Here is a 26,460-nt window from a genome sequence, read left to right as displayed (position 1 = left end):
AAGGCTTCGATGAAACGACTCTGCGGCATACTCCTCGCTCTTGCGGGACTATTTCTGTACGCCCCCTGCGCCGCTCAGAACACCCGGGTGCGCGGTACGGTCACGGACGCACAGACGGGCGAGCCGATTCCCTACGCCGTCGTCCTGTTCCCGGGTACGACCACCGGCATCACCACCGACGACGAAGGGTTCTACTCGCTCGAAAGCCGCGACACGTCGAGCTACATCCGGGCGGAAATGGTCAGTTATGAACCTCAGATACGTCCGGTCCACGTCGGGGGCTACAACCAAATCGACTTCCGGCTCACTCCTTCGCATCTGGAAATCGAAAGCGTCGTAATTACCCCTGGGGACAATCCGGCCCATCCGATCCTTGAAGGCATTATCCGCAACAAAAAATACAACGACTCCAAGGAGTACGACCGCTACATCTGCCGCACCTATACGAAAATGGAACTCGGACTGGCCAATATCCGGGAATTCCGGAGCAAAAAACTCCAACAGAATTTCGGTTTCATCTTCGAGCACCTAGACACCTCGTCCGTCACGGGACAGCCCTACCTGCCCGTGATGATCTCCGAAACAGCGGCGGATTACTACCACAGCCGCACGCCGTCCGTCGCCCGCGAGGTAATTCGCGCCAGCCAGATATCCGGTATCGAAGACAACAGCGTGCTGGCGCAATTCACCGGACACCTGCACGCCGACGTGAATCTTTACGAAAACTTCATCGACCTGTTCGGCGTGAAGTTCGCCAGCCCCCTCTCCAACTCGGGACGCTCATTCTACAAATACTTTCTGGTGGACAGTACGAACGTGGAAGGGCGCAAGACCTACAAAATCCGGTTTCACCCCAAAAGTGTCGCCACCCCGGTACTCGACGGCGAGGTCAATATCGACTCGGCAAGCTATGCGCTGCGTTCGGCCCGCGTAAAAATGGCCAAAGGAGTCAATGTAAACTGGATTCGCCACCTGGCGATCGAAGCCGACAACCGATTGACGGCCGACTCGCTGTGGTTCCCGCAGCGGGAGAAGATGACCGCCGATTTTACGCTGACCAAATCCGACTCCTCGAAGATGATCGCTTTCCTGGGCAGCCACGAGGTAACCTATTCCGACGTAAAGTTCGACACGCCGATCCCCAAACAGGTTCTGGGTACGTCAGCCAGCGTGATCCTCTCGGACGATGCCATTTCGGGCAAGCAGGTCGAATGGGACTCGCTGCGTCCCTACACCCTCACCCAAAAGGAAAAGGCCATCTATCAAATGGTCGATTCGATCCAGCAGGTCCCCCTCTATAAAAACATATACACCGTCCTCAATACTATCATCGGAGGCTACTACAACACCAAATACGTCGGCATAGGTCCCTACTCCAAAGTAATCAGCTTCAACCGACTGGAGGGCGCCCGTTTCCAGATAGGCGCACGCACGACCAAAGAGTTCAGCCGCCGCGTACGGCTCTCGACCTACCTGGCCTACGGCACCCGCGACGAGGACTTCAAGGGAGCTGCGGAGGTAGAGTTGATGCTGCGCCGACAACTGCTGCGCAAACTGACGGTCACCTACCGCAACGACGCGATACAGCTCAGCTCGGGTGTCAGCGCCCTCTCGGAAAACAACATCCTAAGCTCGATCTTCTCCCGAGGCGGCACCTCGCGGCTTTCGACTATCGAGGAAGGGATCGCCCTCTACGAACACGAGTGGCTGCACGGGATCAGCAGTTCGTTCGAGCTGCGGGGCCGTCACATCTCCTCGAACCGCTACGTACCGATGATCCTGCCGGACGGGCGTTCGCTGCATGGCATCAACGACGCTTCGATACGGATCGGGCTGCGGCTGTCCAAAGACGAAACGATCGTCCGCATGCCGTTCGAGGTACGACACATGGGTTCGAAATACCCGATTTTCTCCTTCGACTTCACGGGGGCAAAAAGAGGAGTCTTACCCGCCAGCTACGACTACCTGCGGCTCGAAGGGCGTATGCAATACCGGCTCAATCTGCCTCCGATCGGTTACTCGCAACTCATGCTCGAAGGCGGCAAGATCTTCGGCAAGGTTCCCTACCTGCTGCTGAAGCTGCACGAAGGAAACGGCACCTATTTTTACGACCGCTACGCCTTCTCGTGCATGAATTTCTACGAATTCTCGTCGGACGCCTGGATTTCGTTCTTCTACGAACACCACTTCAACGGGTTCCTGTTGGGCCGCGTACCGCTCCTCAAAAAACTCAACTGGCGCGAAGTCTTTGTTTTCAAAGGAGTTTACGGCACTCTCTCGGCCCGCAACGACGGCAGTCTTCCGAATACGAAAGCTGTTATGCTCTTTCCGGTAGGAATGTCATCGGTCGAACATCCTTACCTCGAAACCGGCTTCGGCATCGAAAACATCTTCCGTTTGCTGCGCGTGGATTGCATCTGGCGTCTGACGCATCACCGCGCCGTCCCCGGACTGTCGATCCCGACCTTCACGGTCAATTTCAGTCTTAACCTCAAATTTTAAGCGTGAGTATATATTAGGTACCTCTTCAGGTACGCAGCGTCCAAATCCTCTCCGAAGAGGGGATTCAGGAGAGGATCGGAATTACGGATGCGGCCACAGGCCGCAATAAACGGACCTCGAGTTCGATGCCGCGATCGTCGGAAAGGGTACTAAAAAACTACAATCGCCATTTTAGACTACGGCCCCGCCTCGAAGTGCTACGCTGCAATTTCCCGGTCGTTTCGGCGGCAACTCCCGGAAATATGATTACTTTTGCGACTCAAAAAACAACAAAATGATACGGGGAGTCCTGTTCGATATGGACGGCGTACTGGTAAACAATACCCAGGCACACGTCAAGGCATTCGAGATATTCTGCGAGCGTTACGGCGTCGAAGATTGGCAGCACAAGCTCCAGACCGCTTTCGGCATGGGTAACGACGACATCATGCGCCTGATCCTGCCCGAAGAAATCATCCGCGAAAAGGGAATGAAAGCGCTCGGCGAGGAGAAAGAAGCCATCTACCGCGAAGTCTATGCTCCGGAAATCCGCCCCGTACGGGGGCTCGTGGAACTGCTCGAAGAGCTGCGCCGTCGCGGAATCCGCTGCGCCGTCGGTTCTTCAGGCTGCCGCGAGAACGTCGATTTCGTCCTCAGCAACTGCGGTATCACCGACTACTTCTCCTGCATCGTCAGCGGCGACCGGGTGACCCGCTGCAAGCCCGACCCGGAAATATACCTGCTGGCAGCCGAAGGACTGCACCTGCCTTCGGCCGAATGCCTTGTATTCGAGGATGCCCGGGTCGGCATCACTGCTGCCCGCCGGGCCGGAGCAGGCCGCATCGTGGCCCTGGCAACGACTCTACCCCGTCATACGCTCGCAACCCAAACGGAAGCCGATGTCGTCATCGACGATTTCGCCTCGATAACCGATCTCAATACTCTGCTATTATGAGCCGTGCCCTCGCCACCATCGCCCTGCTGATCCTTTCCAATACCTTTATGACATTGGCTTGGTACGGGCATATCGCTTTCAAATCCAAAATAGAGCGCTTCGGGATGCTGTCCATCATCCTGCTCAGCTGGGGGATCGCCCTGTTCGAATACTGTTTCCAAGTCCCGGCCAACCGCATCGGCAGCTCCCAACTGGGAGGCCCCTTCTCGATCTGGGAGCTCAAAGTGATCCAAGAAGTCATCTCCCTGCTGGTCTTCACGGTCTTCGCCGTCGTCTTCATGAAATCGGACACCCTGCGGTGGAACCACCTGGCGGGTTTCGTCTGCCTGATTCTGGCCGTCTATTTCATCTTCCGCAAATAGTCGTTTAACAAAACCATGTTTTTCAATGAATTACAAAATTCATTGAAATTTATTTCCGATTTCGTTTGCGAATAATCCCGGAAAAGCAATACCTTTGCACCCGCAAGGTTCGGACTTGGAATCACTTTTCCAAGCCGATTAATAGGGAATGCCGTGAAAATCGGCGACAGTACCTGCTGCTGTGAGTTTCAGCCCCCGACCGGGCAACTTCGCGCACTCTTTGCCACTGGCTATATCGCTGGGAAGGCGTTGCGGAGGAAACGAGTCAGAAGACCTGCCTTGACAATCAGGATTTACACCCGCGGGTTTCGGGTCGAAATCGTGCAAGATAGTCTTCGGCGCGCTATTTTTCCATGTATTTCTTCTGTACCCTCGCGTGTAAGTTCCGAACAGGACTAAACGACAGGAGTATCGATGACTTACGGCTATTTTACGGCTGACATTTCAACGGGCGTGACATGCGCTCACTCTACCCGGCCTTCGCCGGGCTGCGCTTCAGGCGTTCTCCGGAACGGACATTCGTTTCCTCCGGCGGACGCCTTCGTCGTTTCGGCGCAGCACAATCCCCTCCTCCGAACCGACGGGTTCCGATACAGCCTGCCTATTCTGCGGAACATGGAAAACAAAATTCAACCAATAAATCAAATTCTTAAATTATGAAAAAATTCTTTACGCTGTTAGTTCTCGCTGCCTGCTGCGCAGCAATGACCTGGGGCTGTTCGGACGACAAGTACGACGACACCGAAATCCGCCAGGAGATCGAAAACCTAAAACAGGAGATCGCTTCGATGAAGGAACAGGTCAATTCGCTCAAGACGATCATCGACGCCCTGAACGAAAACAAATTCATCACCAACTACACCGAAGCGGCGGACGGAAGCTGCACGATCACTTTCAACGACGGCAAGACCATCACGTTGCACAACGGCAAAGACGGCGCAGCGGCGCCGGCCATCGGCATCGCGCAATTCGAAGGCATCTACTACTGGACGCTGGGCGGCGATGACCAGTGGTTGCTCGACGATAACCAGAACAAGATTCCGGTTGCGGGCCAAAACGGTAAAACCCCGACCATCAACAAGGACGGCTATTGGGAGATCGACGGCGAAACCATCAAAGGCGAAGACGGACAGCCGATCAAAGCGGTCGGTAAGGACGGTGCGAACGGCGATAAGGGAGAAGACGGCGACTCTTTCTTCAAAAGCGTCGTACAGGACGATGAAAACGTAACCTTCACGCTCACCAACGGCGATCAGATCGTTCTGCCCAAAGCCAAGGAGGTGAATTTCGTCATCGAGCGCACATCGCTGACGCTGAAATTCGGCGCTTCGCAGAACCTCGCCGTTACCCAAAAAGGCGTTGAAAACCTCGCCATCGCCAAACCCGACGGCTGGCGCGCCTGGCTCGAAGGCGATGTGCTGACCATCACAGCCCCTGCCAAGGAGAACGTATATGCCGAAACCTCGGGTGAAGTATCCGTCGTAGCCGTAGGCGCTACCGCAACGGTCATAGCCAAGGTTCAGGTACTCGCCACCGATGAAATCCTCGGCGGCGCAGGCGCCGGATCGAGCGAATGGGAAGAGTGGAACTAACGGATAAAAAGGAGATTACCGATGAAAAACTACTTATACATATTGTGCGCATTCCTGCTCGCATTCGCAGGATGCACGAAAGATGCGGACGTAGAACCTATCGCCCCTGCTCCTGACGGAAATACGCAGGTCGTACTGACCGGATTCTCCGGCCGGGGCACCCGCACCGGTTTCGGCGGAGCCGAAGACGGAGCCGTTCCGTTCCTCTGGAGCGCCGGCGACTACATCTGGGCACGCAATACCCGAAGCGAAGCCATCGCCGAAGGCGGCAGCCAGGCGACATTCGTTTTCGAATCCCTCGAAACGGCCGACACGTACGACGTATTCTACAACCTGACCGGCCCGGCAGCCGCAACAGCCCTGATTCCGGCCGAGCAGACACAGCAGGCAGCCGGAGAGTTGAACCTGGGCCAAAACGGTGACTTCGGTTATGCAACGGCGCAAAACGGAACCTTTACGCTCGAGCATGCGACCTCCTACGTCTGGTTCGACACCTATTCGAGCGATGTCACCTCGAACCTGCTCTCGATCACCTTGAGCGTATCGGGCGGTCAGACCATCGCCGGCGAAGCCGCTTTCGCCGACGGAAAGCTGGGCGACTGCAAAGGCTCTTCGTCCGTCACCCTGTCGTTCGGCGAAGAGGGTGTCGCCCTGCCTTCGCAGAGCAACGATACCGACGTGTTCGCCGCCATGGTGCTCTACCCCGCCGATCTTTCGACGGCAACGGTTTCGATCGTCTATAAATTCGCCGACGGTTCGGTTTATCTGCAAACCAAATCAGGCAAAACGCTTACCCCAGGCCACACGCTGCGCCTCTCGACACAGATCGCCAAGTCCGACTGCAAAAGCTCCGGCGCATTCTTCATGACCGAAGCCGGTGTTGCGGAAGAGCTGCCGACCGAGCCGATCGGCTACCTGAAAGTCGTTACCCTGGGCGAATCGACCCTCTCGGCCGAAGAGCTCACCTCGATTGCAGGCAACCTCGCAAACGGTGCGGTCATCGACCTGGGTGAAGCTACCTTCGCCACGACCGAATTTCCGATGGACTTCACCCGCAAGACCAATCTTCAGGAGATCGCACTGCCCCGTAATATCCAGACTTTCACTCCCAGCACCTACAATTCCGGGGCTTTCTACGGCTGTAAGAACCTGACGCGGATAACCTTTCCGGAAGGCCTGACTGCCATCGGGCAGAACTGCTTCCGCAACTGTGCCAAACTGGAATCCATCGAGCTTCCTTCCTCGGTGCGCACATTGGACATCTATGCGTTCTACGGCTGCAAATTGCTGACATCGGTCGTAATTCCCGAAGGTGTGGAAGCAATTCCACGATTCTTATTCGACAGTTGCACAGCTCTGACCGATGTAACCCTGCCCTCGACACTGAAGAGCATCGGAGCCGAAGCATTCGAAGCGACCGGACTCGAAGAGATCACGATCCCGGAAAGCGTGACTACAATAGAATCATCCGTATTCAAGAACTGCAAATCACTGGAACGCATACAGTTTCCCGATGCACTGACTGCAATTCCGGCCAACCTGTGCAACGCATGTTCGGCCCTCACGACAATCAATATGCCCTCCAAGCTGGAGACTGTCGGCAACGACGCCTTCTACAACTGCGGCAAGTTGCAGGACGTAACCTTCCCCGAAACGCTGAAATCGCTCGACGAGCGCTCGTTCGGCGGCTGCAGCGCCTTCACCCGCATCGTCATCGACATCCCCGAGATCGCCAACTACGCCTTCTGGAACTGCGCCAACGTCACCTCGATCGACTTGGGCGAGAAGGTCACCTCGATCGGACGCAATACGTTCATCATGGCTAACAATCTGCAAACGATCACCTGCCGGGCCAAGAATGCGCCCTCGCTGGGAAGCACCGCCTTCGGCAGCGCCGGCAGCAAGGTGGAGGGAAAGAAAATCCTCTATGTTCCGGCAGCGTCCTACGATGCCTATGAAACGGCCTGGACGGACGTAACCTCACAAGGATATGCGCTGCAGGACATCAACGACCAGCAACTGACGGACGGCATCTACTATCGTGCTTCGCGCGAGGCCGACTGGGTTCCGACCCTGCCTGCGACGTTCACCGCACTGTATGTACGCACCGTAGGCGACGATGCAGCCCTTACCGCCAGCCAGTTCAATACCCTCGTCACCAAAATCTCGGCACAGTCCGCTCCCGTGACGCTCGACTTGAGCATGGCGAAATTCGAAGCAACGGAATTCCCCGTCTCACTGGCCGGCAATGCGAAACTGGGTACGATCAAATTCTTCGAAAATACGACCTCGATCGCAGCCGGAGCCTTCAAAGGCTGTACGGCCCTGACCAAGGCGACCGTTCCGACCGGTGTCGAAATCATCGGCGAAAGCACGTTCGAAGGATGTACAGCGCTGGCATCCCTCACCCTGCCGTCGAGCGTTAAAACCGTCGGCGACAAAGCGTTCAAAGGGTGTAGCGCACTCGTCGAAACAAGCCTATCTGCGATCGAAAACATCGGAACCGAGGCATTCGCCGGTACCGGTCTTACCTCGGCAAAAATTTCTGCCACGACACTCGGCGAAAAGAGCTTCCGCGACTGTACCGAACTCACGGCCATTACCCTCGGTTCGGCAACGACCATCCCGGCCGAAATGTTCGCAGGCTGTACTTCGATCACGACCGTCACCATCCCCAAGTCGATCGAAACGATCGGTACGAGCGCTTTCGACGGCTGCTCCAAACTGGCGACCCTGACATTGGGCACCGGTGTGACGACCCTCGGCGATCGTGCTTTCGCCGACTGCGGCCTGACGGCACTCGCCCTGCCCGACAACGTTACCACGCTGGGTGACGGAGCCTTCAGCAACAACCCCAATATCGCTACGCTCCAATTCGGTGCAGGCCTCACCGCCATCAGCGACAATGCTTTCGCAACAAACAACGCGATCGAGAGCCTAACCATCCCGAAAACAATCGCCACGATCGGCGCCGGTTCTTTCGCGAACTGGTCGAAACTGACCAAATTGACCATCTCGGGCAACACGCTGACCTCGATCGGCAGCAAGGCCTTCGAAAACGCCGCACTGCTCGCAGACGTCTATGCGGAACCGACAACGGCCCCTGCGGTACAGGCCGACAGTTTCTCCGGCGCGGGTACTTCGGTCCAAGGCTCCAAAACGTTCCACGTTGCGTCGGTCGAAGCCTACTCCTCCTGGACCACAGCCGCCAGCGGCTATACGATGGAGGCGCTCGGTCCCGACTACCTGAGCGAAGGCCTTTACTACCGCGCTTCCGGCGAAGATCCCTGGAAATCGGAAATTCCGCAAACCTTCACTACGCTGTACGTCAAGACGGCCGGTGACAATACGGTGATGACGACCGCTCAAATGAAATCCGTAGCCGATGCAGTTCTGGCTCTCGCAGCCCCTGCCACGGTGGATTTCTCCGAAGTCGTCTATGAATCGACAACTTTCCCGAATTCGTTCAAGTCGAATGCGAACCTCGCAGGCATCGTATTCCCGCAGAACGTCACGGCGACCGCTTCGGCGGCCTTCCAAAAAACGGGCATGACTTCGGTAACGGTACTGAAAGACATCAGCTACGGATCGAACGCTTTCGACTCCTGCGCATCGCTCGTCAGCGTGACTGTCGAGGAGGGTGTGACCGAAATCGGCAACTACATGTTCCAGAACACCAAACTGACCTCCGTAACCCTGCCCAATTCCGTCACGAAGATCGGAGCAAGCGCATTCAACGGCTGCTCGCTGACAACGATCAACTTCGGTCAGGGTGTAAAAACGATCGAGAATTCCGCATTCCAAAATTGCGGAGAGCTGACCGAGATCATCCTCCCGGATGCCACGGAAACACTCGGGCAGAATGCCTTCGGAGATTGTCCAAAACTGGCTAAGATTTCGTTAGGCAAGAATATGAAAACACTCGAAGCATACTGTTTCGTCGGCTACTCGAAAGGCTGCCCCTTGCTGGGTGACATCATCTGTCGGGCAACTACCCCGCCGACCCTGAAGGACGACTACGGTACCGGTCCCTTCGGCGGCGGTTGGAGTCCCGTTGCAGGCAAAGACGTCCCTGCTGAGAACCGGATCATCCACCTTCCGAAATCGGCCGATCTGGTCGGCGGTACGGGAGCCTACGCCGACTCTTCGTGGGTTAAATTGACCTCCTCAACTTATGGATTCGCCTTCAAATACGATGTGGAAGGCTAACACTAAAATAGAATGATCGCGCGGTGAAAATGTCGGCAATCCTCCCCGGATTGCAGGCATTTTCATCCGCATTTAATCGAATCGCCATGAAAAAATTACTATACATCCTCGCAGGACTCGGCCTGGCGGCCTGCACCTCGGACATCGAGGAACTTCCCGAAGTCGGTCCCCAACCCGGACGGGAGGTAGCCCTCACGGGTATTTCCGGCACCGCGAGCCGCACTCAATTCGTGCCTGGCGACGGGACCGAAATTCAATTTCAATGGAGCACCGGCGACCGAATCTGGGCAGGCGGCGTACAGAGCGCCGAAGCGGGAACGGACGGCAATGTCGCCGACTTCGGATTCACGAACCTCCCGGGGGCTGCACCCTACCGGATTTATTACAACATGACCGGCACCGACGCCGAAGCCGTCGTTCCGACCGAACAACGCCAGGCGGAGCCGGGCAAACTGCAACTCGGACCGAACGGCGATTTCGGCTATGCCACGACCGACTCCGAAGGACGATTCACCCTCTCGCACGCCACCGCTTACGTCTGGTTCAACCCCTGGTCGCAGGACGTGAAGGAGAAGCTCGTTTCCGTCACGCTGGCAGCGACCGACGCCTCGACCGTACTGACCGGTACGCGCACCTTCGACGGCACCGGATTCAGCGATGCGACCGATGCGAACAACGCCGTAACGCTTTCGTTCGGCAAGGAGGGTGTCGAACTGCCCGCGACGAGCAGCACCGCGAGCGTATTCGCCGCAGCGGTCGTCTATCCGGCGGATTGCAGCGCAGAGGAAATACACGTAACCTACACCTTCGCCGACGGCAGCGTCTATACCGAGACCAAAACCGGACGCAATTTCGAAGCGGGCCGTATCTACCGCCTGACGACCGAGATTACCAAGCGCGACGGAGGCAGCCTCGAAATTCAGGGGCTGGAGGATTCGGACGAACCCGTTTGTATGAAATACGGCGCTTCGGAAGCGTATGCACTGACGGCCGGAGGATGGATTCCCACGGTCGAAATGACATCGGCACCGGCAGGCTGGACGGCCGATTTCGATATCGCACGGCGTTCGCTCCTGATCGCTCCTCCTGCGGAATACACCGACGGAATGGATTTGGAAAACACCGTAACGATCCAGTCCGACGACAAACCGATCCTCTCGCAGGAGTACTACGTGCTCGACTTCACCCATCCCGAAGGCACGTTCGTCCTCATAGAGGGCAACATGACCTCGGAGAACGGCACGATCGTCTATTTCGACCAACACATGCGCTATCATGAAAAGGTTTACGAGGAGATCAACGACAACGAAATCGGCAACGTCCTTCAGGATATGTACCTGGCCAACGGCAAGATCTACTTCATTACCCAAAACGGCAAGACAAGCAGCATGGGAACTACATTCAACGGCGACGGACGCTTCGTCGTCTGCGATGCCCACACGATGAAACGCCTCGTGGCACGCGACATGCCGTTCTACGCAAACATCGATACCTCTACGGGTGCCACCCAAAGTTCAAAATCGACCCTCTGCTGGCCGCAGCACATCGTGGTCGTAAGTCCCGAAAAAGCCTACATCCAATATTCCACGGCCGACAACGAATCCCATTCGGGCATCCGTATCGTGGACCTTCAGACCAATATCATCCGTACGAGCGACATCCCGGGTACATTCGGCGTCTTCACGAAAACGGGGGCGACCAAGGCCCGCATGATCTTCTCGCGCGGCAAGGTCTTCGCCGGACGCGGCAATTCGGTGATCGTCCTCGATCCCGCGACGGATGCCGTAATCAAAACCGTCACCTACGAAAACCGCCAGGTGAAAGACCTCGCAAAGGGTTACGATGGGAAAATTTATGCTATCTTTACGGGCGAATTTACCGGAAACTCGGGCATGACCGGTGCGGCGAGCTTCACCAAACCGGCTATGATCGTAGCGTTGGACGCGAACGGCGAGGTCGTTTCGGAAACGAACCTGCCCGAACAGATCGAACTGCGCACGGGCACGGCTTCGCCGACAGTGCAGATGTGTGCGAGCTTCACGCAGCCGCACCTCTATTTCATCGGCAAACAGGACTTCAGCGCCTATGAAGCGATGCGTTACAACTACGAAACCGGCAAGGTCAATTGGGACTACATCACGGCAGACCTCGATGCGGATCATTCGGGCGGCGACATCATCTACGGCTACATGGGCGTACACCCGACGACCGAACAGTTATGGGTCGGCAAATCGACCTATACGCAGAGCGCCGTCCATGTCTATGACGTATCGCGGAGCGATGCCCTGGAGTTTTCGAGCTTCTACCAGAAGAAAGCGAGTCCGGCAGGCGTGGATTTCGCCTACCGTTTCTCGGACGAATGGATAAACAGATAGACTTATGTTCAATGGGTTGAAAAGAGGAATCGTAATCTGTGCATGCGCGGCGCTGGCCGTGTCGTGCATGGATTACGGACCGATAGAGAAAGAGGATTTCGAAATCGACAACATAGGTTCGGGCGACGAAGTGACCGGCAAGGGGCTCTTCATCACCAACGAAGGGAATTTCATGTACGGCAATGCCTCGCTCTCCTATTACGATCCGGAGAAAAAACATGTCGAGAATGAAGTTTTCGCCAGAGCCAACGCCATCAAGCTGGGCGACGTCGCGCAGTCGATGGTCATCCGCAACGGTATCGGTTGGATCGTAGTGAACAACTCGGGCGTGATCTATGCGATCGACATCAACACCTTCAAGGAGGTGGGACGCATCACGGGCTTCACTTCGCCCCGCTACATCCATTTCCTGAGCGACGAAAAAGCCTACGTCACCCAAATCTGGGATCCGCGCATCTACATCGTCAATCCCAAGACCTACCAGATCACCGGCTATGTCGAAACGGATATGGATTTCGAAACCGGTTCGACTGAACAGATGGTGCAATACGACAAATACGTCTTCACCAACTGCTGGTCGTACCAGAACCGAATCCTGGTGATCGACACCGAAACCGACAAGGTCTGCGACCAGATCACCGTGGGCATCCAGCCCACCTCGCTGGTCATGGACAAGTACAACAAGATCTGGACGGTGACCGACGGCGGCTACGAAGGTTCGCCCTACGGACACGAGGCGCCATCGCTCTACTGCATCGACGCCGCAACCCGCAAGATCGAGAAACAGTTCAAGTTCAAATTCGGCGACTGGCCCTCCGAAGTGCAGCTCAACGGCACACGCGACACGCTCTACTTCATCAACAAGGCGGTCTGGCGCCTGCCGGTAACGGCCGACAAGTTTCCGGTAAAACCATTCCTTCCCTACAACAATACGCTCTACTACGGACTGACGATCAACCCTGTCAATTCGGAAGTCTATATCGCCGACGCGATCGATTACGTGCAGAACGGTGTCGTACTGCGCTATTCGCCCGACGGCGAACTGCTCGACGAATTCTATGTCGGGATCATCCCCGGCGCCTTCTGCTGGCGCTAATCATATAATAAGAATCATCATCCATGAACAAAATACGGATCTATTTCATATTGCTCGCTCTGACGGCGGTCGCCTGCAACAAGGACGAGCTCATCACCACCGATGTCGAACAGGTGCCGATCATCACGTTCGACACCGACCCGGCCGTCTATCCCGTCAAGGTCGGCCGGGAGTTCACCATTACGCCCTCCTACCAGTTCGTCGATCGGGCCGTTTACTCATGGAAACTGGAAGAAACGGGCAAAATCATCTCGACCGAACCGCAGCTCACCTACCGGTTCGATTCCGGCAATGAAATTTCGGAAGGCGTCAACGGCTACTACATCGACCTGGAGGTAACCACCCCGAACGGCACGACCGTCGAAACGGTTCTCGTCGAGGTACAGGAGCTGCTGCCGCCCCTGATCTCTTTCCCCATGCAGACCGACGGGCTGGAGGTCGTGAAAGGACGCAAATACGAATTCGCGCCCACCGTACAGTCGGCCGAGAACAGCACTTTTCTCTGGACGCTGCGCCGTCCGGGTGCCGCCGAAGCCGAACCGGTCGGCGATGAGGCCGTCTATGAATTCTGCGAGGAGATCGCCGGAACATACGAAGTCTCCCTGCGCACGGAAAACGAGGACGGCTCGGACGAAATGACAATCGAGGTGGAGGTGGTCGATGCACTGGCGGTATCGGTTACGGCGGTACCTATCGGACGCAAATACGACGGTCTGACCCGCACCGTATCGCTCGACCGCACGATCACTCTGCGGCCATTCATCTGGAACGGCACCAACCCCAAGTTCAGTTGGACGATCGACGGACAAGAGGTCGGGACCGAGCTTTCGTACACCTATACCCCGACCGAAACGGGAATCAAAAAGATCGTTTTCACCGTAACGGATACCACCGACGAACCCGAAATGACCCTCTCGAAGTGCATCACGCGCACCAATGAAACCCGGGCTACGCTGGAGTTCACCGTCGAATGCCACAGCGAAGAAGAGTCGCACCGCCGCCCGGCTTCGGGAGCCAGCAGCGCGACGTGGGACCGGGTGTACGAATATACGCCGGCCCCGGGACAGTTCATCAACGAACTGGTTTCGGGCGGATTCACCGGTACGGAAACCAGTCCCGAAGCGGCAGTCGCCTACGCCGAAGAACGGATGAAGAAAAATACCTGGGTATCGCTCGGCGGCTGGGGCGGCTACATCGTCGTGGGCTTCGACCACAGCATCGACAACTCCTCGTCCGGATACAAGGGAGGCTACAACTTCTCGATCACGGGCAACGCCTTCAAGGGTTCGTCCGAACCGGGTATCGTCTATGTGATGCAGGACACCAACGGCAACACCCTGCCCGACGACGAATGGTATGAACTCAAAGGATCGGAATACGGCAAAGAGGAGACCGTTCAGGATTACGCGGTCACCTATTACCGGCCGACCTACTCGGGAGCCGACGTACAATGGAAGGACAACCAGGGCGTCAAGGGCAAGATCGACTACCTGAAACAGTACCACGACCAGCCCAGCTACTACCCGGCGTGGATCGGCACGGACAGCTATACGCTTTACGGTCCCTGCCTGAAGAGCCGCACCTACGACCAGTCGGGCAACGGCTCCTACTGGGTCAATGGCGAATACGACTGGGGCTACGCCGACAATTTCGGCAACGACCGTCTTTCGGAGGACGACAATGCCGCAGCAGGCGCCATGAAGGTCTATTTCAAAATCTCGAACGCGGTCGATAAGAACGGACAGCCCGCCAACCTCAAATACATCGACTTCATCCGGGTACAGACCGGCGTCAATGCCAAAGCCGGCTGGCTGGGCGAGAACTCCACGGAGGTATTCGGATTTACGGACGAAAACATCAACCAGGGCAAATAGGCGGGAATATGAAAATAACAGGTATAATCTGCTGCCTCGCACTACTGTGCACGGCATGCAGCGAAGAGAAGACCGAACTGCCCTGGGGCAGCGACAACTACATAGTATCGTTTTCGCTGACTACCGGCGCCGACACCTACCCGGCCGTCATCCGCGACGGCCGGATTACGGTAAGCATCCCCTACAACGTATCGTTGGAAGACGCGCAGGTATCCTACGAATTATGCGAGCACGCCTCGATCTACCCCGACCCGGCGACTGTCGCCGACTGGGACCAGGAGTGGCAGTTTCTGGTCAGCTCCTACGACAATCAAAACGACCGCACCTACCTCTATACGGTAGAGCGCACCGACATTGCGACCGATGGCAGTCTGACACTTCGGACGCAGGCCGAAGTGGACGCTTTCGCCCGGAGCGGAATCAACACCGTCGAAGGCAACCTCACCATCGGAGGCGAGGACGAAGAAAACCCCGTCACGAATCTGGACGGGTTGAAAAACCTCGTTTCGGTCCGCTGCGACCTGACGATCACCGCCGCCTATACGGGTGAAACATTGGCCGGACTGGAAAACCTGACCGCCTGCGAATCGCTGCGGATCGGCAGCGCGGCCCATCCCAACGAAACGCTCAGGCAGCTTTCACTCCCGGCCCTGAAAGAGATCAAAGGCGACCTGTGCGTCTACGGCACGGCTCTGCAAACGGCGGATTTCAAATCCCTGCAAAGCGTCGCCGGGCACTTCGTCCTCCAGTCGGACGCCCTGCTCCAACTGACGGCCGACGAGCTGACCACCGTTGCCGGGAATATGACGCTGATCGGAACGACCGCAGACGAAGCCAAAGCCCCGTGCGAACAGATGTATTTTCCGAAACTGCAACGCATCGACGGGACGCTTACCCTCTCCCGCTTCGACCGGTTATCGGGACTGGGCACCACGTTCGGTGTTCTGACCCAGGCCGGAGCGCTTCGCTACGAACATCTCGCTCTGGCCAATACGTTCGAATTTCCGCTGATCGAAACCACCGGGAACATCACCGTCACCGACTGCCCTATTTTGCGATCGGTCCTGCTGCCGGCACTCACCGACGCCGGATCGCTCGAAATTACGGGGTGTCCGGCCATCGAAACATTATCCTTCCCGAAAGCGGAGCGTTTCGACGGCGACGTTAGCCTGGCAACGCTCCCCGCGATCAAGGATTTCGGGGAATTCCTTCCGGCGCTCAAAGCCATTTCAGGCGACCTGTCGATCGACGACCTGTCGTCGCTCGAAGGCGTACTGGATCTCTCGGGATGCACTTTTTCTCCGAACAGTACGCTCGACCTGCGTCTGGTCGCCGCGACGCGACTGACGGAGCTCCGGGGCGGCGATTTCGGCGGCTCGCTGCGGATCGACGCCTCGTCGCTGACGCCGCAACCGGAAGCGATGCCTTTCGGAATCACCGGGTTCAAAAACCTCGATACCCTGCGGATCGCCGGATTCACGCATGTTTCCGAACTCTCTTTGCCGACGGAAAGCTGCGATGACCTCACGATCGAAAATTGCGGATCGCAAGCCCCGTTCACGCTCTCGCTGCCGAATCTCGTCGAAGTGCGGGGAACGCTTCTCTGCCGCAACTGCGGCAAGGCAGGCGAAGCGAATTCGGCTTCGTTTCCCCGGCTGAAAAACGTCGGCCGGCAGCTCTCGTTCTACGTAGGTGCCTCGTCGTTCACCGTCCTCGAATTTCCGCTGCTGGAAACCGTCGGCAACGGAGAGCCCGTTTCGGATGATCCGGCAGACGACTACGCCCTCTACACGATGCCTTCGGGTTGCGCGGGTGAATTCATCCTGCCGAGCCTGCAACGGGTAAACGGCAGCATGCTGGTATCCACCTGGAACACATCGACCGACCGGGCCGTCGCGTTCCGCTTCCCCTCCCTGCAGAGCGTCGCGGGAGAAATCAGCGTCGGACACACGGCCTACAAAAACAGGTCGGTCGCAACGCTCGATTTCTCCGCCCTGACCGCTGCCGGGGCGATCCGCATCGGCAACCTCTCGTCGGTAACGGATTTCTCGACCTTCACGCAGGTCCTTCCCCGACTCTCCGAACAGACCTGGAGCGTGACAGACTGCAGCTATAACCCTACATATCAACAAATGCTCGACGGCGAAACCGGAGCCGAATCCAAATGATGAAACACCTATTGACAATCGTACTGTGCCTCACAACGCTCACCGGGCTTGCACAGGAGGAGAAAATCAAAAAAAGCGAGTGGTGGAACGGCAATCCTTCGTATGCCGTTCCCATCCGCGAAGTCAATGTCACGGCACGGCGGCCGATGAAGGAGATCGGCATCCAGAAAACCCAGCTCGACACTACGATATTGCATGAAAACATCGCACTCTCGATGGCGGACATCCTGACTTTCAACACGTCGATTTTCGTCAAACAGTACGGCCGCGCCACCCTTTCGACCGTGGCGTTCCGCGGTACGTCGCCCTCGCATACGCAGGTGACGTGGAACGGTATGCGAATCAACTCCCCGATGCTGGGCATGACGGACTTCTCGATGATCCCCTCCTACTTCATCGACGACGCCTCGCTGCTGCACGGCACCTCTTCGGTCAATGAGGCGGGCGGCGGCCTGGGCGGGGCGGTCAAGCTCTCCACGCGCCCTGCCGATGCGGACGGTTTCAACCTGCAATACACGCAGGGTGTCGGCTCGTTTTCGACTTTCGACGAGTTTTTGCGCCTCACCTACGGCAACGACCGCTGGCAAACTTCGACACGCGTCGTCTATTCCTCCTCGCCAAACGACTTCAAGTACAGAAACTACGATAAAAACGTGCTTATCCTGGACGACGACCACAACATCATCGGCTCCTACTACCCGATCGAACGCAACAAAAGCGGTGCATACCACGATTTCCACGCGTTGCAGGAAGTCTATTACAATACCGGACACGGCGACCGTTTCGGATTGCAGGCCTGGTATGTCAATTCGAAGCGGGGACTTCCGATGCTGTCGGTCGATCACAAGGAGAACGACGACTACCTGAACCAACAGCGCGAACAAACCCTGCGCAGCATCCTTTCGTGGGATCACCTGCGCAAAAAGTGGAAAGTGGGCGTCAAAGCCGGTTATATCCATACCTGGATGGCCTACGACTACGAACGGGAACTCGGCAACGGAAAAATGGAGAAGATGATCCGCTCGCGCAGCACGATCAACACCTTCTTCGGCCAGGTGGACGGAGAATACTACCTCGGGGAGAAGTGGCTCTTCACGGCAACCGTTTCGGCACACCAGCATCTGGTACGAAGCATCGACAAAAACATTATCCCGATGGATAACCAGCAGCCGACCGATCCCAACGGCAACAAAACCAAAGTGCCCGTCGGTTATGACAAAGGACGCATCGAACTGTCGGGATACGTGTCGATCCGCTACCGCCCCACCGAGCGCCTGGGCCTTTCGATAGGCCTGCGCGAAGAGATGTTCGGCTCGGAGTGGACACCGATCATTCCGGCCTTCTTCACCGACTATCTGATCTCGAAACGCGGCAACCTCGTCGCCAAGGCCTCCATTTCGCGCAACTACCGCTTCCCGTCGCTGAACGACCTCTACTTCCTGCCGGGCGGCAACCCCGACCTGAAAAAGGAGCACGGCTTCACCTACGACGCCGGTCTGTCGTTCGCTACGGGCCGCGACGGAGTTTACACCCTGCGGGGCGAAGCCACTTGGTTCGACTCCTACATCGACAACTGGATCGTCTGGCTGCCTACGGCCAAAGGATTCTGGACGCCCAAAAACGTCAAGGAGGTGCATGCCTACGGCGTGGAGGTGAAAGCGGGGCTGGACGTACAGTTGGCCAAAGACTGGCAGTTGAGCGCCGACGGCAACTTCTCGTGGACCCCCTCGATCAACCACGGCGACCCGGTGGACTGGTACGACAAGGCGATCGGCAAACAGCTCGTTTACATCCCCGAATTTTCGGCTTCGGTAACGGGGCACCTGACCTACCGTTCGTGGCGGTTCACCTACAAATGGTGCTATTACAGCGAGCGTTTCACCACCTCGGACAACGATATGAAGACCAAGATCGGACGTGTGAAGCCTTACTTCATGAGCGACATTTCGCTCGAAAAAGCCTTCTCGTTCCGCTGGGCCGACCTCTCGCTTAAAGGAGTCATCAACAACCTCTTCAACGAAGAGTATCAATCGGTGCTTTCGCGCCCGATGCCCCGGCTGAACTACGAGATTTTCCTCGACATCCGCCCTAAATGGGGAAAACGGAATAAAAAACAGTAACTTTGCACCGCCCCTCGAAACTCCGACCGGGCTGAAAACGAAACTCTGACAATGAAAAAACTACTTTATATCCTGTTGTCGGCGATCCTCGCGGCCGCAACCGCCTGTCACCACCGATCCGCCGCCTCGCTCGGGGATTTCGACATCAGCCTCTACGCCCCCGCCTACTCCTCGGGCTTCGAAATTTTCGGAGCGGAAGGGATGAAAAGCACGATACTGAAGACATACGCCCCGTGGCAGGGAGCCGAAGGCGAGGAAACGCAGCTCTTCATCGCCCGCAACGGCGAACAGGCTCCGGCGGATTTTCCGGGACAGGTACTCGACGGCGACGCCCGGCGCATCGTCTGCATGTCCTCGACCTACATCGCCATGCTCGACGCCCTGGGCGAACCGCAGCGGGTAGTCGGCGTATCGGGCATCGACTACATCAGCAACCCCTACGTCGCCTCGCACAAGGAACAGATCGGCGACGTGGGCTACGACGGCAACATGAACTACGAGCGGCTGCTTTCGCTCTCCCCGGACATCGTGCTGCTGTTCGGCGTCAGCGGCGCCAGCGCCATGGAACCCAAGCTCCGCGAACTGGGTATTCCCTACGCCTATATGGGCGAGTACCTCGAACAGTCGCCGCTGGGCAAGGCCGAATGGCTCGTGGCCGTAGCGGAAATCGCCGGAATGCGCGAACGGGGCGAAGAGGTGTTCCGCGAAATACCCCTCCGTTACGACAGCCTGAAAACCCTCGCGGCGAAAGCCGAACGAAAACCCGTCGTCATGCTGAACACTCCCTACGGCGACTCCTGGCTGATGGCTCCGCCTTCGAGCTATGTCGCCCGGCTGATCGCCGACGCAGGAGGACAATACGTCTATACCCAGGACACGGGCAATCAGTCGCGCCCCATCGACACGGAGGAGGCATACCGGCTGGCCGAAATGTCCGACTGCTGGATCAACGTCGGCTCCGCCGCATCGCTCAAGGAACTAGCGGAGATCGTCCCCAAATTCATGGATACGCGCCCCGTGCGGGAAGGGAGGGTCTATAACAACAACCGGCGCACCAACCCCTCGGGCGGCAACGACTACTGGGAATCGGGCGTCATACACCCGGACCTGATTCTGCAAGATCTGATCCGCATCTTCCACCCGGAATTGACGGATGCCGAACCGACCTATTACCGAAAACTGAACTAAACCGATGCAACGACGGCAGCGCATCCTCTTTCTCCTGTTCGGAGTTCTGGCGGCGGTACTTTTCGTCGTCGATCTCTCGGTCGGAGCCGTACCCATCCCGATCCGCGAAGTCCTCGCCGCACTGACGGGCAGCGGAAACGACCCCGTCACAACGAAGATTATCCTGAACATCCGCCTGCTGAAAGCCGTAGTCGCTCTGCTGGCCGGCGCCGCCCTCGCCGTGAGCGGCCTGCAAATGCAGACCCTCTTCCGCAATCCGCTGGCCGGACCATACGTGCTGGGCATCAGCTCCGGCGCGAGCCTCGGCGTAGCGATCTTCCTGCTGGGCGCTCCGCTTCTGGGCCTCACGGGACACCCGCTAATCTCCACCCTCGGCATTGCGGGCGCTGCCTGGATCGGCTCGGCGCTGATCCTGATGCTGATCGCTGCGGTCAGCCGCCGAATCAAAGACATCATGGTCATTCTCATCCTGGGCATGATGTTTTCGTCGGGTGTCGGAGCCGTCGTGCAGATCCTGCAATACCTGAGCAACGAAGCCGCCCTCAAATCTTTCGTCGTCTGGACGATGGGATCGCTCGGCGACGTTACGCTCGGACAGCTCGGTCTGCTGCTTCCTGCCGTCGTTCTCGGACTCGTGCTGGCCGTCGCGGTCATCAAACCTCTGAACCTGCTCCTGCTGGGCGAAAACTACGCCCGCACGATGGGACTCGACATCCGCCGTTCGCGGCAGTTGATCTTCCTCTCCACCACCCTGCTGGCCGGTACGGTCACCGCTTTCTGCGGCCCGATCGGATTCATCGGCCTGGCCGTCCCGCACGTCGCCCGCATTCTCTTCGCCGATGCCGACCATCGGATTCTGGTCCCGGCCTCGATCCTTACGGGCATCGTGGTGATGCTCCTTTGCGACGTGCTGGCCAAACTCCTCACCTTCCCCATCAACACGATCACGGCGCTATTGGGCATCCCCATCGTCATCTGGGTCGTCATCCGTAACAAAAGCATCGTATGATCCGACTGAACGACCTTACTATCGGTTACGGCCACCGCATTCTGCTGCAACACGCCTCGGCGACGATTCCCGCCGGGGAACTGGTCGCCCTCGTAGGCCGCAACGGTACGGGAAAATCGACCCTGCTGCGGGCTATCGCCGGCCTCGGCGAACGGCTGGGGGGCGAAATCCGGCTCGACGGACACTCTCTGGAAACGCTCTCACCCCAGCAACTGGCCACCACCGTCAGCTTCGTCACCACGGAACGGGTCCGCATTCCCAACCTACGGTGCGAAGATGTCGTAGCCCTCGGACGAGCCCCCTACACCAACTGGATCGGACGCGTACAGGAACAGGACAAAGCCATCGTGGAACGCTCGCTGGAACTAGTCGGCATGGCAGCTTTCGCCGGAAAAACGATGGACCGCATGTCCGACGGCGAATGCCAGCGGGTAATGATCGCCCGGGCCCTGGCCCAGGACACCCCGATCATCCTGCTCGACGAACCGACCTCGTTCCTCGACCTGCCGAACCGTTACGAACTCTGCACGCTGCTGCGACGGCTGGCACACGACCACCGCAAGTGCATCCTCTTCTCGACGCACGAACTGGACATCGCCCTTTCGCTCTGCGACTCGATCGCCCTGATCGACCCACCCGTGCTGCGCTACCTTCCGACCCCGGATATGGCGTGCAGCGGCTACATCGAACGGCTGTTCAGCAATTCGTTCGTCACCTTCGACACGGAGAGCGGCACGATCAAAGTCCGCAAGTAACAGACTCATTGTAAATATATCACGGGCGGAATACATCGATTCGTCTAAATAATCTTTTATGTTTACAACAAAAAGGAAAAAGACTCTTCGAAGAGACGGACAAAGACCCTCTTTTCGGTGACGAAAGCGGCGAAAACTTGTCCTACGAAAGTCTACCGGCGGATCATCCCGTCACGAACTACAGAGCTCGGCAAGTCGCTTCCTGTCTGCGGAACAATAGTCCATTATCCACACCCATCAAACGAATATCGCATCAACCGAAGTGATCGGCACGGTTCATAAATCGAAGCTAATATTCCCAAATACAAAACAGTCTTAGGTGGAGAAAAAATCCGCCATAATAGATATACCACGATCGTTTTCTTGCTTATTTCGGCGATAGTCCGGTACCCTGCACATTATTCAACGTGCCCCATCCCCTCCTCTTCGAAAAAGGATTCGAAGAGAAAAGTCAAGGCATACCGATCGGAGCCGATCGGTGCACCGGGACATATAATCAGGAATAAAATAGTAAAATATCGATTATCGTACAGACCCGGAAATTTGAGAAAACGACCGTTATTTTTTATATTTGTGGCTCTGGAATGCATTTTTAACACATTCGGTTCCAAATATATAACATTCGGTCACTTTATAACCTTTCGGATATGACAATCGAAAAACTGGACGGAACTTCGCCTCGCCTCTACACACTCGTCGCACCGTTGGTCATGCGGCGCAGCGTACTGCGCCAGAACAACAACTACCCGTTCTGGACTTCGCGCTCGCATACCTGGTTCGTGGCCTGGGAGGGCGAAACCGTTTTCGGGTTCATACCCGTAGAGATCACCGACGGCGGTGTGGCCAAGATCAACAACTACTACGTTTCGGGCGACGATCCGCATTTGCTGTCGCGCTTTTTACGCGAAATAATCCAATATTACCGCCGCGACTATACGATACGCTCCATGACGCTGATCCGCCATGCGGAGATATTCCGCTCCGAAGGGTTCGTCCCGATGAAAGAGTGGACGCAGTACGTAACGATGGAGTACAGCAAAAACCGGTAGCCATGAATGTTTATGAGCGGACACAGCAACGGTTGAAAACGGTTTTCGACCTTTTCGACAATATCTACGTCTCCTTTTCCGGCGGCAAGGACAGCGGTGTGCTGCTCAACCTCTGCATCGACTACATCCGGCAACACGGATTGCAACGCCGAATCGGAGTGTTCCATATGGATTACGAAATCCAGTACCGCGATACGCTCGACTACGTGAACCGGACGCTGGCCGCGAACGCCGATATTCTCGACGTCTATCGGGTCTGCATCCCGTTCAAAGTACAGACCTGTACTTCGATGTTCCAGCAATACTGGCGGCCGTGGGACGGCTCCATGCGGGACATTTGGGTACGGGAAATGCCGGAAGGAAGCCTGACACAGCACGATTTTCCGTTCTTCACCGACGAAATGTGGGACTACGAGTTTCAGAACCGTTTCGCCGAGTGGCTCCACAGACGCAGCGGTGCGAAGCGCACCTGCTGTCTGATCGGCATCCGCACGCAGGAGAGCTTCAACCGCTGGCGCACGATTTACAGCGACCGCAACCACTACCGGTTCGCCGGCAAACGATGGATCCGCCAATGGGTCGGCAGCGGCATCTGCAACGCCTATCCGCTTTACGACTGGCTGACAACCGACGTATGGACGGCGAACGGACGGTTCGGGTGGTCGTACAACCGGCTGTACGACCTGTTTTACCGCGCAGGCGTACCGCTGGACAGCCAGCGTGTCGCCAGTCCCTTCATCTCGCCGGCCATCGCAAGCCTGCATCTCTACAAAGCCATCGATCCGAACACATGGGGCCGTATGGTGGGCCGGGTAAACGGAGCCAATTTCGCAGCGCTGTACGGTCGGACAACCGCCGCAGGCTGGCAGTCGGTTCATTTGCCGCAAGGAATGACCTGGGAGAGCTACATGCATTTCCTGCTCTCGACCCTTCCGGAACCGATACGACGCAATTATCTGGAAAAACTCTCCGTAAGCATCCGCTTCTGGCGCGACAAGGGCGGATGCCTCTCCGACGAAACCATCACGAAGCTGCAAAAGGCCGGCATTCGGATCGAAGTCGGCGACCGCAGCGCCTATCGCACGGACAAGCGGCCGGTACGTATGGAGTACCTCGACGACATAAGCCTGCCCGAATTCAGCCATCTGCCTACCTTCAAGCGCATCTGTATCTGTATTTTGAAAAACGACCACGCCTGCAAATACATGGGCTTCGCGCCGAACAAGAACGAAACGCAGCGCCGCAAGAAAATCATGGAAAAATATGAATCGTTACTCTGAATCTCAAACGAAGAGCGCCTACCGGAGCCCGGTCTATAACGTCCGCGCCGTGCCGGTAGAGAAGGTCGTGGCGAACAGCTACAATCCCAACGTGGTTGCGCCGCCCGAAATGAAGCTGCTCGAACTGTCGATCTGGGAAGACGGCTACACGATGCCGTGCGTCTGCTACTACGATGCGGAGCGGGACCGCTACGAACTCGTGGACGGCTATCACCGCTACCTGGTCCTCAAAACCTCGAAGCGGATCTACGAACGCGAACGGGGCCTGCTCCCCGTCGCCGTGATCGAAAAGGATCTCTCGAACCGCATGGCCTCGACCATCCGCCACAACCGGGCACGCGGCACGCACAACGTCGAACTGATGAGCGAAATCGTCGCCGAACTGACCCGGGCGAACATGTCCGACCAGTGGATCATGCGTCATATCGGTATGGACCGCGACGAACTGCTGCGGCTCAAACAAATCACGGGCCTTGCCGACCTCTTCGCCGACAAGGAGTTCAGTCTGGGCGATACCGACGAAGACAGCGTCGAAGAGATGCTCGAAGTGTAACCGAACCTACTCCGGAAGGACGACCATTTCCACGGGCTGTTCCTGGATCCGGTCCAACGGATGGGACTGGTAGGAGCTTTTACCGAAGTCGATCTGCGCAAGGTCTATGCAGCGGATCGTATTGTTATAGGCCGTTTTGTAATAGACCCGGCGATTGGTCAGATCGATGGCCGAAGTCCACTGCGTAGCGCTCGGGATGTCCGGACACTCCCCTTCGGGATGCTCGATGCCGATGGGCACATCGAAATTGTTGAGCAGGTGAAAACATTGCTGCACGGTTTCGAATCCGGTAGCACGCTGCGGAGCCGTCGCCCGATAAAAAGCCGCTCTCACGAAGCGCGACGGCGGCGTGGCGTCGCCCGGAAGACCGAGAAATCCGGAATTGCCGCCGATAGGACGCAGCGTGATGCCGCTCAACCGCCGGGCAGGAGCGTCACCGGGATAAAGGTTCACATAGTTGTTCAGATTGGTGAGCTGCCACTCGAAACCGGGGGCATTGGTGAGTACGCCGACTTCGTTCTCGTAGAAATGCGGCACCCCGCCGACGATTTCCAGCACCACCTGCCGTCCGGAAGGCTCTCCGATACGCCAATGCACGACCGACGAGGGCTCCAGTCCGACGACCCGAACCGAAGCGATGGCCGCTTTCACCTGGTCGATGGTCGAGAACTGCGTCAGTATCCAGGCCACGAGTTGCAGATCGGCCAGCGTGCGGTCGCTCTGCGCCGGATCGTACTGTTCATAGCCTCCGTACTGCGGAAAGAAGAAAAGTCCGGCCGACAGTCCCGCTTCGTTGATTCCTTCGGCGATGAACTCTTTCTGCACGACGGCCAATCCCACCACGCCGTATTTGGATGTGAAAACCATGCCATCAGCTCCGGAAGGAGTAAAAGATCGCAGACGCTGACCTCGTGGGATGACGACATACTCGCTCTGCAAGACGCCACGCGCCCATTCGATAGTGCGGGATTGTACATAGCTGCCATCCGCAGCCGTAAGCGCGATGCCGGTACAAGCGATCGCCTGAAAAGCGCAGCCGCAAACCGCAGCCATACCCAGCAATACATTTTTTGTTTTCATAATCATCCGATTATCGTTACACATTTTTATAAATTCCACAAATTCTATGCAAAACTCCCATAGGACCGAATAAGGCAAATACGCCGCCGAATATCTCCGGAAACAGAGCCGGTTATCCAAAACCGGGCGACAGCAACAAAGGTTGCGGCTGCGGCTGTGTCAGCCACCACATACAACCACAGGACAATCAGCCAAATAAAACCCGTCGGACGCACAGCCTCCTTATTCAACGTAATACGAATTTCTTGGATCAGACAAATTACAAACAAAAATATCGATATAAAAAATCGCCCGTAGCATTACGGGCGATTCGA

17 protein-coding genes and 1 riboswitch are annotated in these 26,460 nt (G+C 57.0%); of the genes, 16 read left to right on the top strand and 1 reads right to left on the bottom strand.

Features of this window, described 5'->3' with window-relative positions:
* The first annotated feature begins 9 nt into the window (after window positions 1-9).
* The 16 genes from ALIPUT_RS06695 (at window position 10) to ALIPUT_RS06615 (ending at window position 25,066) form a co-directional block, all read left to right on the top strand.
* Window positions 10-2,502 (top strand): DUF5686 family protein, encoded by a 2,493-nt coding sequence (locus tag ALIPUT_RS06695; RefSeq protein WP_004329042.1) that lies wholly within the window; start codon window positions 10-12, stop codon window positions 2,500-2,502.
* 274 nt (window positions 2,503-2,776) lie between these two features.
* A complete protein-coding gene (locus tag ALIPUT_RS06690; RefSeq protein ID WP_004329041.1) occupies window positions 2,777-3,436 on the top strand; it encodes an HAD family hydrolase in 660 nt (219 codons plus the stop codon).
* Window positions 3,433-3,798 carry a DMT family protein gene (locus ALIPUT_RS06685; protein WP_004329040.1) on the top strand — a complete coding sequence of 122 codons (366 nt, stop codon included), beginning with the start codon at window positions 3,433-3,435 and terminating at the stop codon, window positions 3,796-3,798. The genes ALIPUT_RS06690 and ALIPUT_RS06685 overlap by 4 nt, the downstream gene beginning before the upstream one ends.
* An 88-nt stretch (window positions 3,799-3,886) precedes the next feature.
* Window positions 3,887-4,094: riboswitch (cobalamin riboswitch) on the top strand.
* Window positions 4,095-4,454: 360 nt separating this feature from the next.
* Window positions 4,455-5,390: a DUF4988 domain-containing protein gene (locus ALIPUT_RS06680; protein WP_004329037.1), complete on the top strand. Its 936-nt coding sequence runs from the start codon at window positions 4,455-4,457 to the stop codon at window positions 5,388-5,390.
* Between the two features lie 21 nt (window positions 5,391-5,411).
* Window positions 5,412-9,599: a leucine-rich repeat domain-containing protein gene (locus tag ALIPUT_RS06675; protein WP_004329036.1), complete on the top strand. Its 4,188-nt coding sequence runs from the start codon at window positions 5,412-5,414 to the stop codon at window positions 9,597-9,599.
* An 86-nt stretch (window positions 9,600-9,685) separates the two neighbouring features.
* Window positions 9,686-11,974: a DUF5074 domain-containing protein gene (locus ALIPUT_RS06670; protein ID WP_147554471.1), complete on the top strand. Its 2,289-nt coding sequence runs from the start codon at window positions 9,686-9,688 to the stop codon at window positions 11,972-11,974.
* 4 nt (window positions 11,975-11,978) lie between these two features.
* Complete coding sequence (locus ALIPUT_RS06665) at window positions 11,979-13,070, top strand: YncE family protein (RefSeq protein WP_004329034.1); 1,092 nt, start codon at window positions 11,979-11,981, stop codon at window positions 13,068-13,070.
* A 23-nt stretch (window positions 13,071-13,093) separates the two neighbouring features.
* Window positions 13,094-14,944 carry a PKD-like domain-containing protein gene (locus tag ALIPUT_RS06660; protein ID WP_004329033.1) on the top strand — a complete coding sequence of 617 codons (1,851 nt, stop codon included), beginning with the start codon at window positions 13,094-13,096 and terminating at the stop codon, window positions 14,942-14,944.
* Between the two features lie 8 nt (window positions 14,945-14,952).
* Window positions 14,953-17,112, top strand: a complete 2,160-nt coding sequence (locus ALIPUT_RS06655; RefSeq protein WP_004329032.1) for a hypothetical protein — start codon at window positions 14,953-14,955, stop codon at window positions 17,110-17,112.
* Entirely contained in the window at window positions 17,109-19,232 is a 2,124-nt protein-coding gene (locus tag ALIPUT_RS06650) for a TonB-dependent receptor (protein ID WP_004329031.1), read from the top strand. The genes ALIPUT_RS06655 and ALIPUT_RS06650 overlap by 4 nt, the downstream gene beginning before the upstream one ends.
* A gap of 51 nt (window positions 19,233-19,283) precedes the next feature.
* Window positions 19,284-20,420, top strand: coding sequence for an ABC transporter substrate-binding protein (locus ALIPUT_RS06645; protein WP_004329030.1), 1,137 nt, complete (start codon window positions 19,284-19,286; stop codon window positions 20,418-20,420).
* Window positions 20,421-20,424: 4 nt separating this feature from the next.
* Window positions 20,425-21,429: an iron ABC transporter permease gene (locus ALIPUT_RS06640; protein ID WP_004329029.1), complete on the top strand. Its 1,005-nt coding sequence runs from the start codon at window positions 20,425-20,427 to the stop codon at window positions 21,427-21,429.
* Complete coding sequence (locus ALIPUT_RS06635) at window positions 21,426-22,184, top strand: ABC transporter ATP-binding protein (protein ID WP_004329028.1); 759 nt, start codon at window positions 21,426-21,428, stop codon at window positions 22,182-22,184. Before ALIPUT_RS06640 ends, ALIPUT_RS06635 begins: the two co-directional genes overlap by 4 nt.
* 647 nt (window positions 22,185-22,831) lie before the next feature.
* The gene (locus ALIPUT_RS06625) at window positions 22,832-23,233 is read left to right on the top strand and encodes a hypothetical protein (RefSeq protein ID WP_004329026.1); all 402 of its coding nucleotides are present in this window, start codon (window positions 22,832-22,834) and stop codon (window positions 23,231-23,233) included.
* Between the two features lie 2 nt (window positions 23,234-23,235).
* Window positions 23,236-24,513 carry a DUF3440 domain-containing protein gene (locus ALIPUT_RS06620; protein WP_004329025.1) on the top strand — a complete coding sequence of 426 codons (1,278 nt, stop codon included), beginning with the start codon at window positions 23,236-23,238 and terminating at the stop codon, window positions 24,511-24,513.
* Window positions 24,497-25,066: an IbrB-like domain-containing protein gene (locus ALIPUT_RS06615; RefSeq protein WP_004329024.1), complete on the top strand. Its 570-nt coding sequence runs from the start codon at window positions 24,497-24,499 to the stop codon at window positions 25,064-25,066. The genes ALIPUT_RS06620 and ALIPUT_RS06615 overlap by 17 nt, the downstream gene beginning before the upstream one ends.
* Window positions 25,067-25,072: 6 nt before the next feature.
* On the opposite strand, the gene ALIPUT_RS06610 is transcribed toward ALIPUT_RS06615, so the two are convergent.
* On the bottom strand, window positions 25,073-26,152 hold the full coding sequence (locus ALIPUT_RS06610; protein ID WP_004329023.1) for a linear amide C-N hydrolase: 1,080 nt from the start codon (window positions 26,150-26,152) through the stop codon (window positions 25,073-25,075).
* Window positions 26,153-26,460: the final 308 nt, after the last annotated feature.

The sequence above is a fragment of the Alistipes putredinis DSM 17216 genome, from assembly GCF_000154465.1.
Lineage (GTDB): Bacteria > Bacteroidota > Bacteroidia > Bacteroidales > Rikenellaceae > Alistipes > Alistipes putredinis.
The sequence above is the reverse complement of the archived record's forward strand: the minus strand, read 5'-3'. Positions and strand labels throughout refer to the sequence as shown.

What these genes read in the sequence shown, in the direction of transcription:
- ALIPUT_RS06635 (WP_004329028.1), top strand. Translation starts at nt 21,426, where the DNA reads ATGATCCGACTGAACGACCTTACTATCGGTTACGGCCACCGCATTCTG.
- ALIPUT_RS06685 (WP_004329040.1), top strand. Translation starts at nt 3,433, where the DNA reads ATGAGCCGTGCCCTCGCCACCATCGCCCTGCTGATCCTTTCCAATACC.
- ALIPUT_RS06665 (WP_004329034.1), top strand. Translation starts at nt 11,979, where the DNA reads ATGTTCAATGGGTTGAAAAGAGGAATCGTAATCTGTGCATGCGCGGCG.
- ALIPUT_RS06650 (WP_004329031.1), top strand. Translation starts at nt 17,109, where the DNA reads ATGATGAAACACCTATTGACAATCGTACTGTGCCTCACAACGCTCACC.
- ALIPUT_RS06645 (WP_004329030.1), top strand. Translation starts at nt 19,284, where the DNA reads ATGAAAAAACTACTTTATATCCTGTTGTCGGCGATCCTCGCGGCCGCA.
- ALIPUT_RS06675 (WP_004329036.1), top strand. Translation starts at nt 5,412, where the DNA reads ATGAAAAACTACTTATACATATTGTGCGCATTCCTGCTCGCATTCGCA.
- ALIPUT_RS06695 (WP_004329042.1), top strand. Translation starts at nt 10, where the DNA reads ATGAAACGACTCTGCGGCATACTCCTCGCTCTTGCGGGACTATTTCTG.
- ALIPUT_RS06680 (WP_004329037.1), top strand. Translation starts at nt 4,455, where the DNA reads ATGAAAAAATTCTTTACGCTGTTAGTTCTCGCTGCCTGCTGCGCAGCA.
- ALIPUT_RS06670 (WP_147554471.1), top strand. Translation starts at nt 9,686, where the DNA reads ATGAAAAAATTACTATACATCCTCGCAGGACTCGGCCTGGCGGCCTGC.
- ALIPUT_RS06615 (WP_004329024.1), top strand. Translation starts at nt 24,497, where the DNA reads ATGAATCGTTACTCTGAATCTCAAACGAAGAGCGCCTACCGGAGCCCG.
- ALIPUT_RS06640 (WP_004329029.1), top strand. Translation starts at nt 20,425, where the DNA reads ATGCAACGACGGCAGCGCATCCTCTTTCTCCTGTTCGGAGTTCTGGCG.
- ALIPUT_RS06610 (WP_004329023.1), bottom strand. Translation starts at nt 26,152, where the DNA reads ATGATTATGAAAACAAAAAATGTATTGCTGGGTATGGCTGCGGTTTGC.
- ALIPUT_RS06655 (WP_004329032.1), top strand. Translation starts at nt 14,953, where the DNA reads ATGAAAATAACAGGTATAATCTGCTGCCTCGCACTACTGTGCACGGCA.
- ALIPUT_RS06620 (WP_004329025.1), top strand. Translation starts at nt 23,236, where the DNA reads ATGAATGTTTATGAGCGGACACAGCAACGGTTGAAAACGGTTTTCGAC.
- ALIPUT_RS06660 (WP_004329033.1), top strand. Translation starts at nt 13,094, where the DNA reads ATGAACAAAATACGGATCTATTTCATATTGCTCGCTCTGACGGCGGTC.
- ALIPUT_RS06625 (WP_004329026.1), top strand. Translation starts at nt 22,832, where the DNA reads ATGACAATCGAAAAACTGGACGGAACTTCGCCTCGCCTCTACACACTC.
- ALIPUT_RS06690 (WP_004329041.1), top strand. Translation starts at nt 2,777, where the DNA reads ATGATACGGGGAGTCCTGTTCGATATGGACGGCGTACTGGTAAACAAT.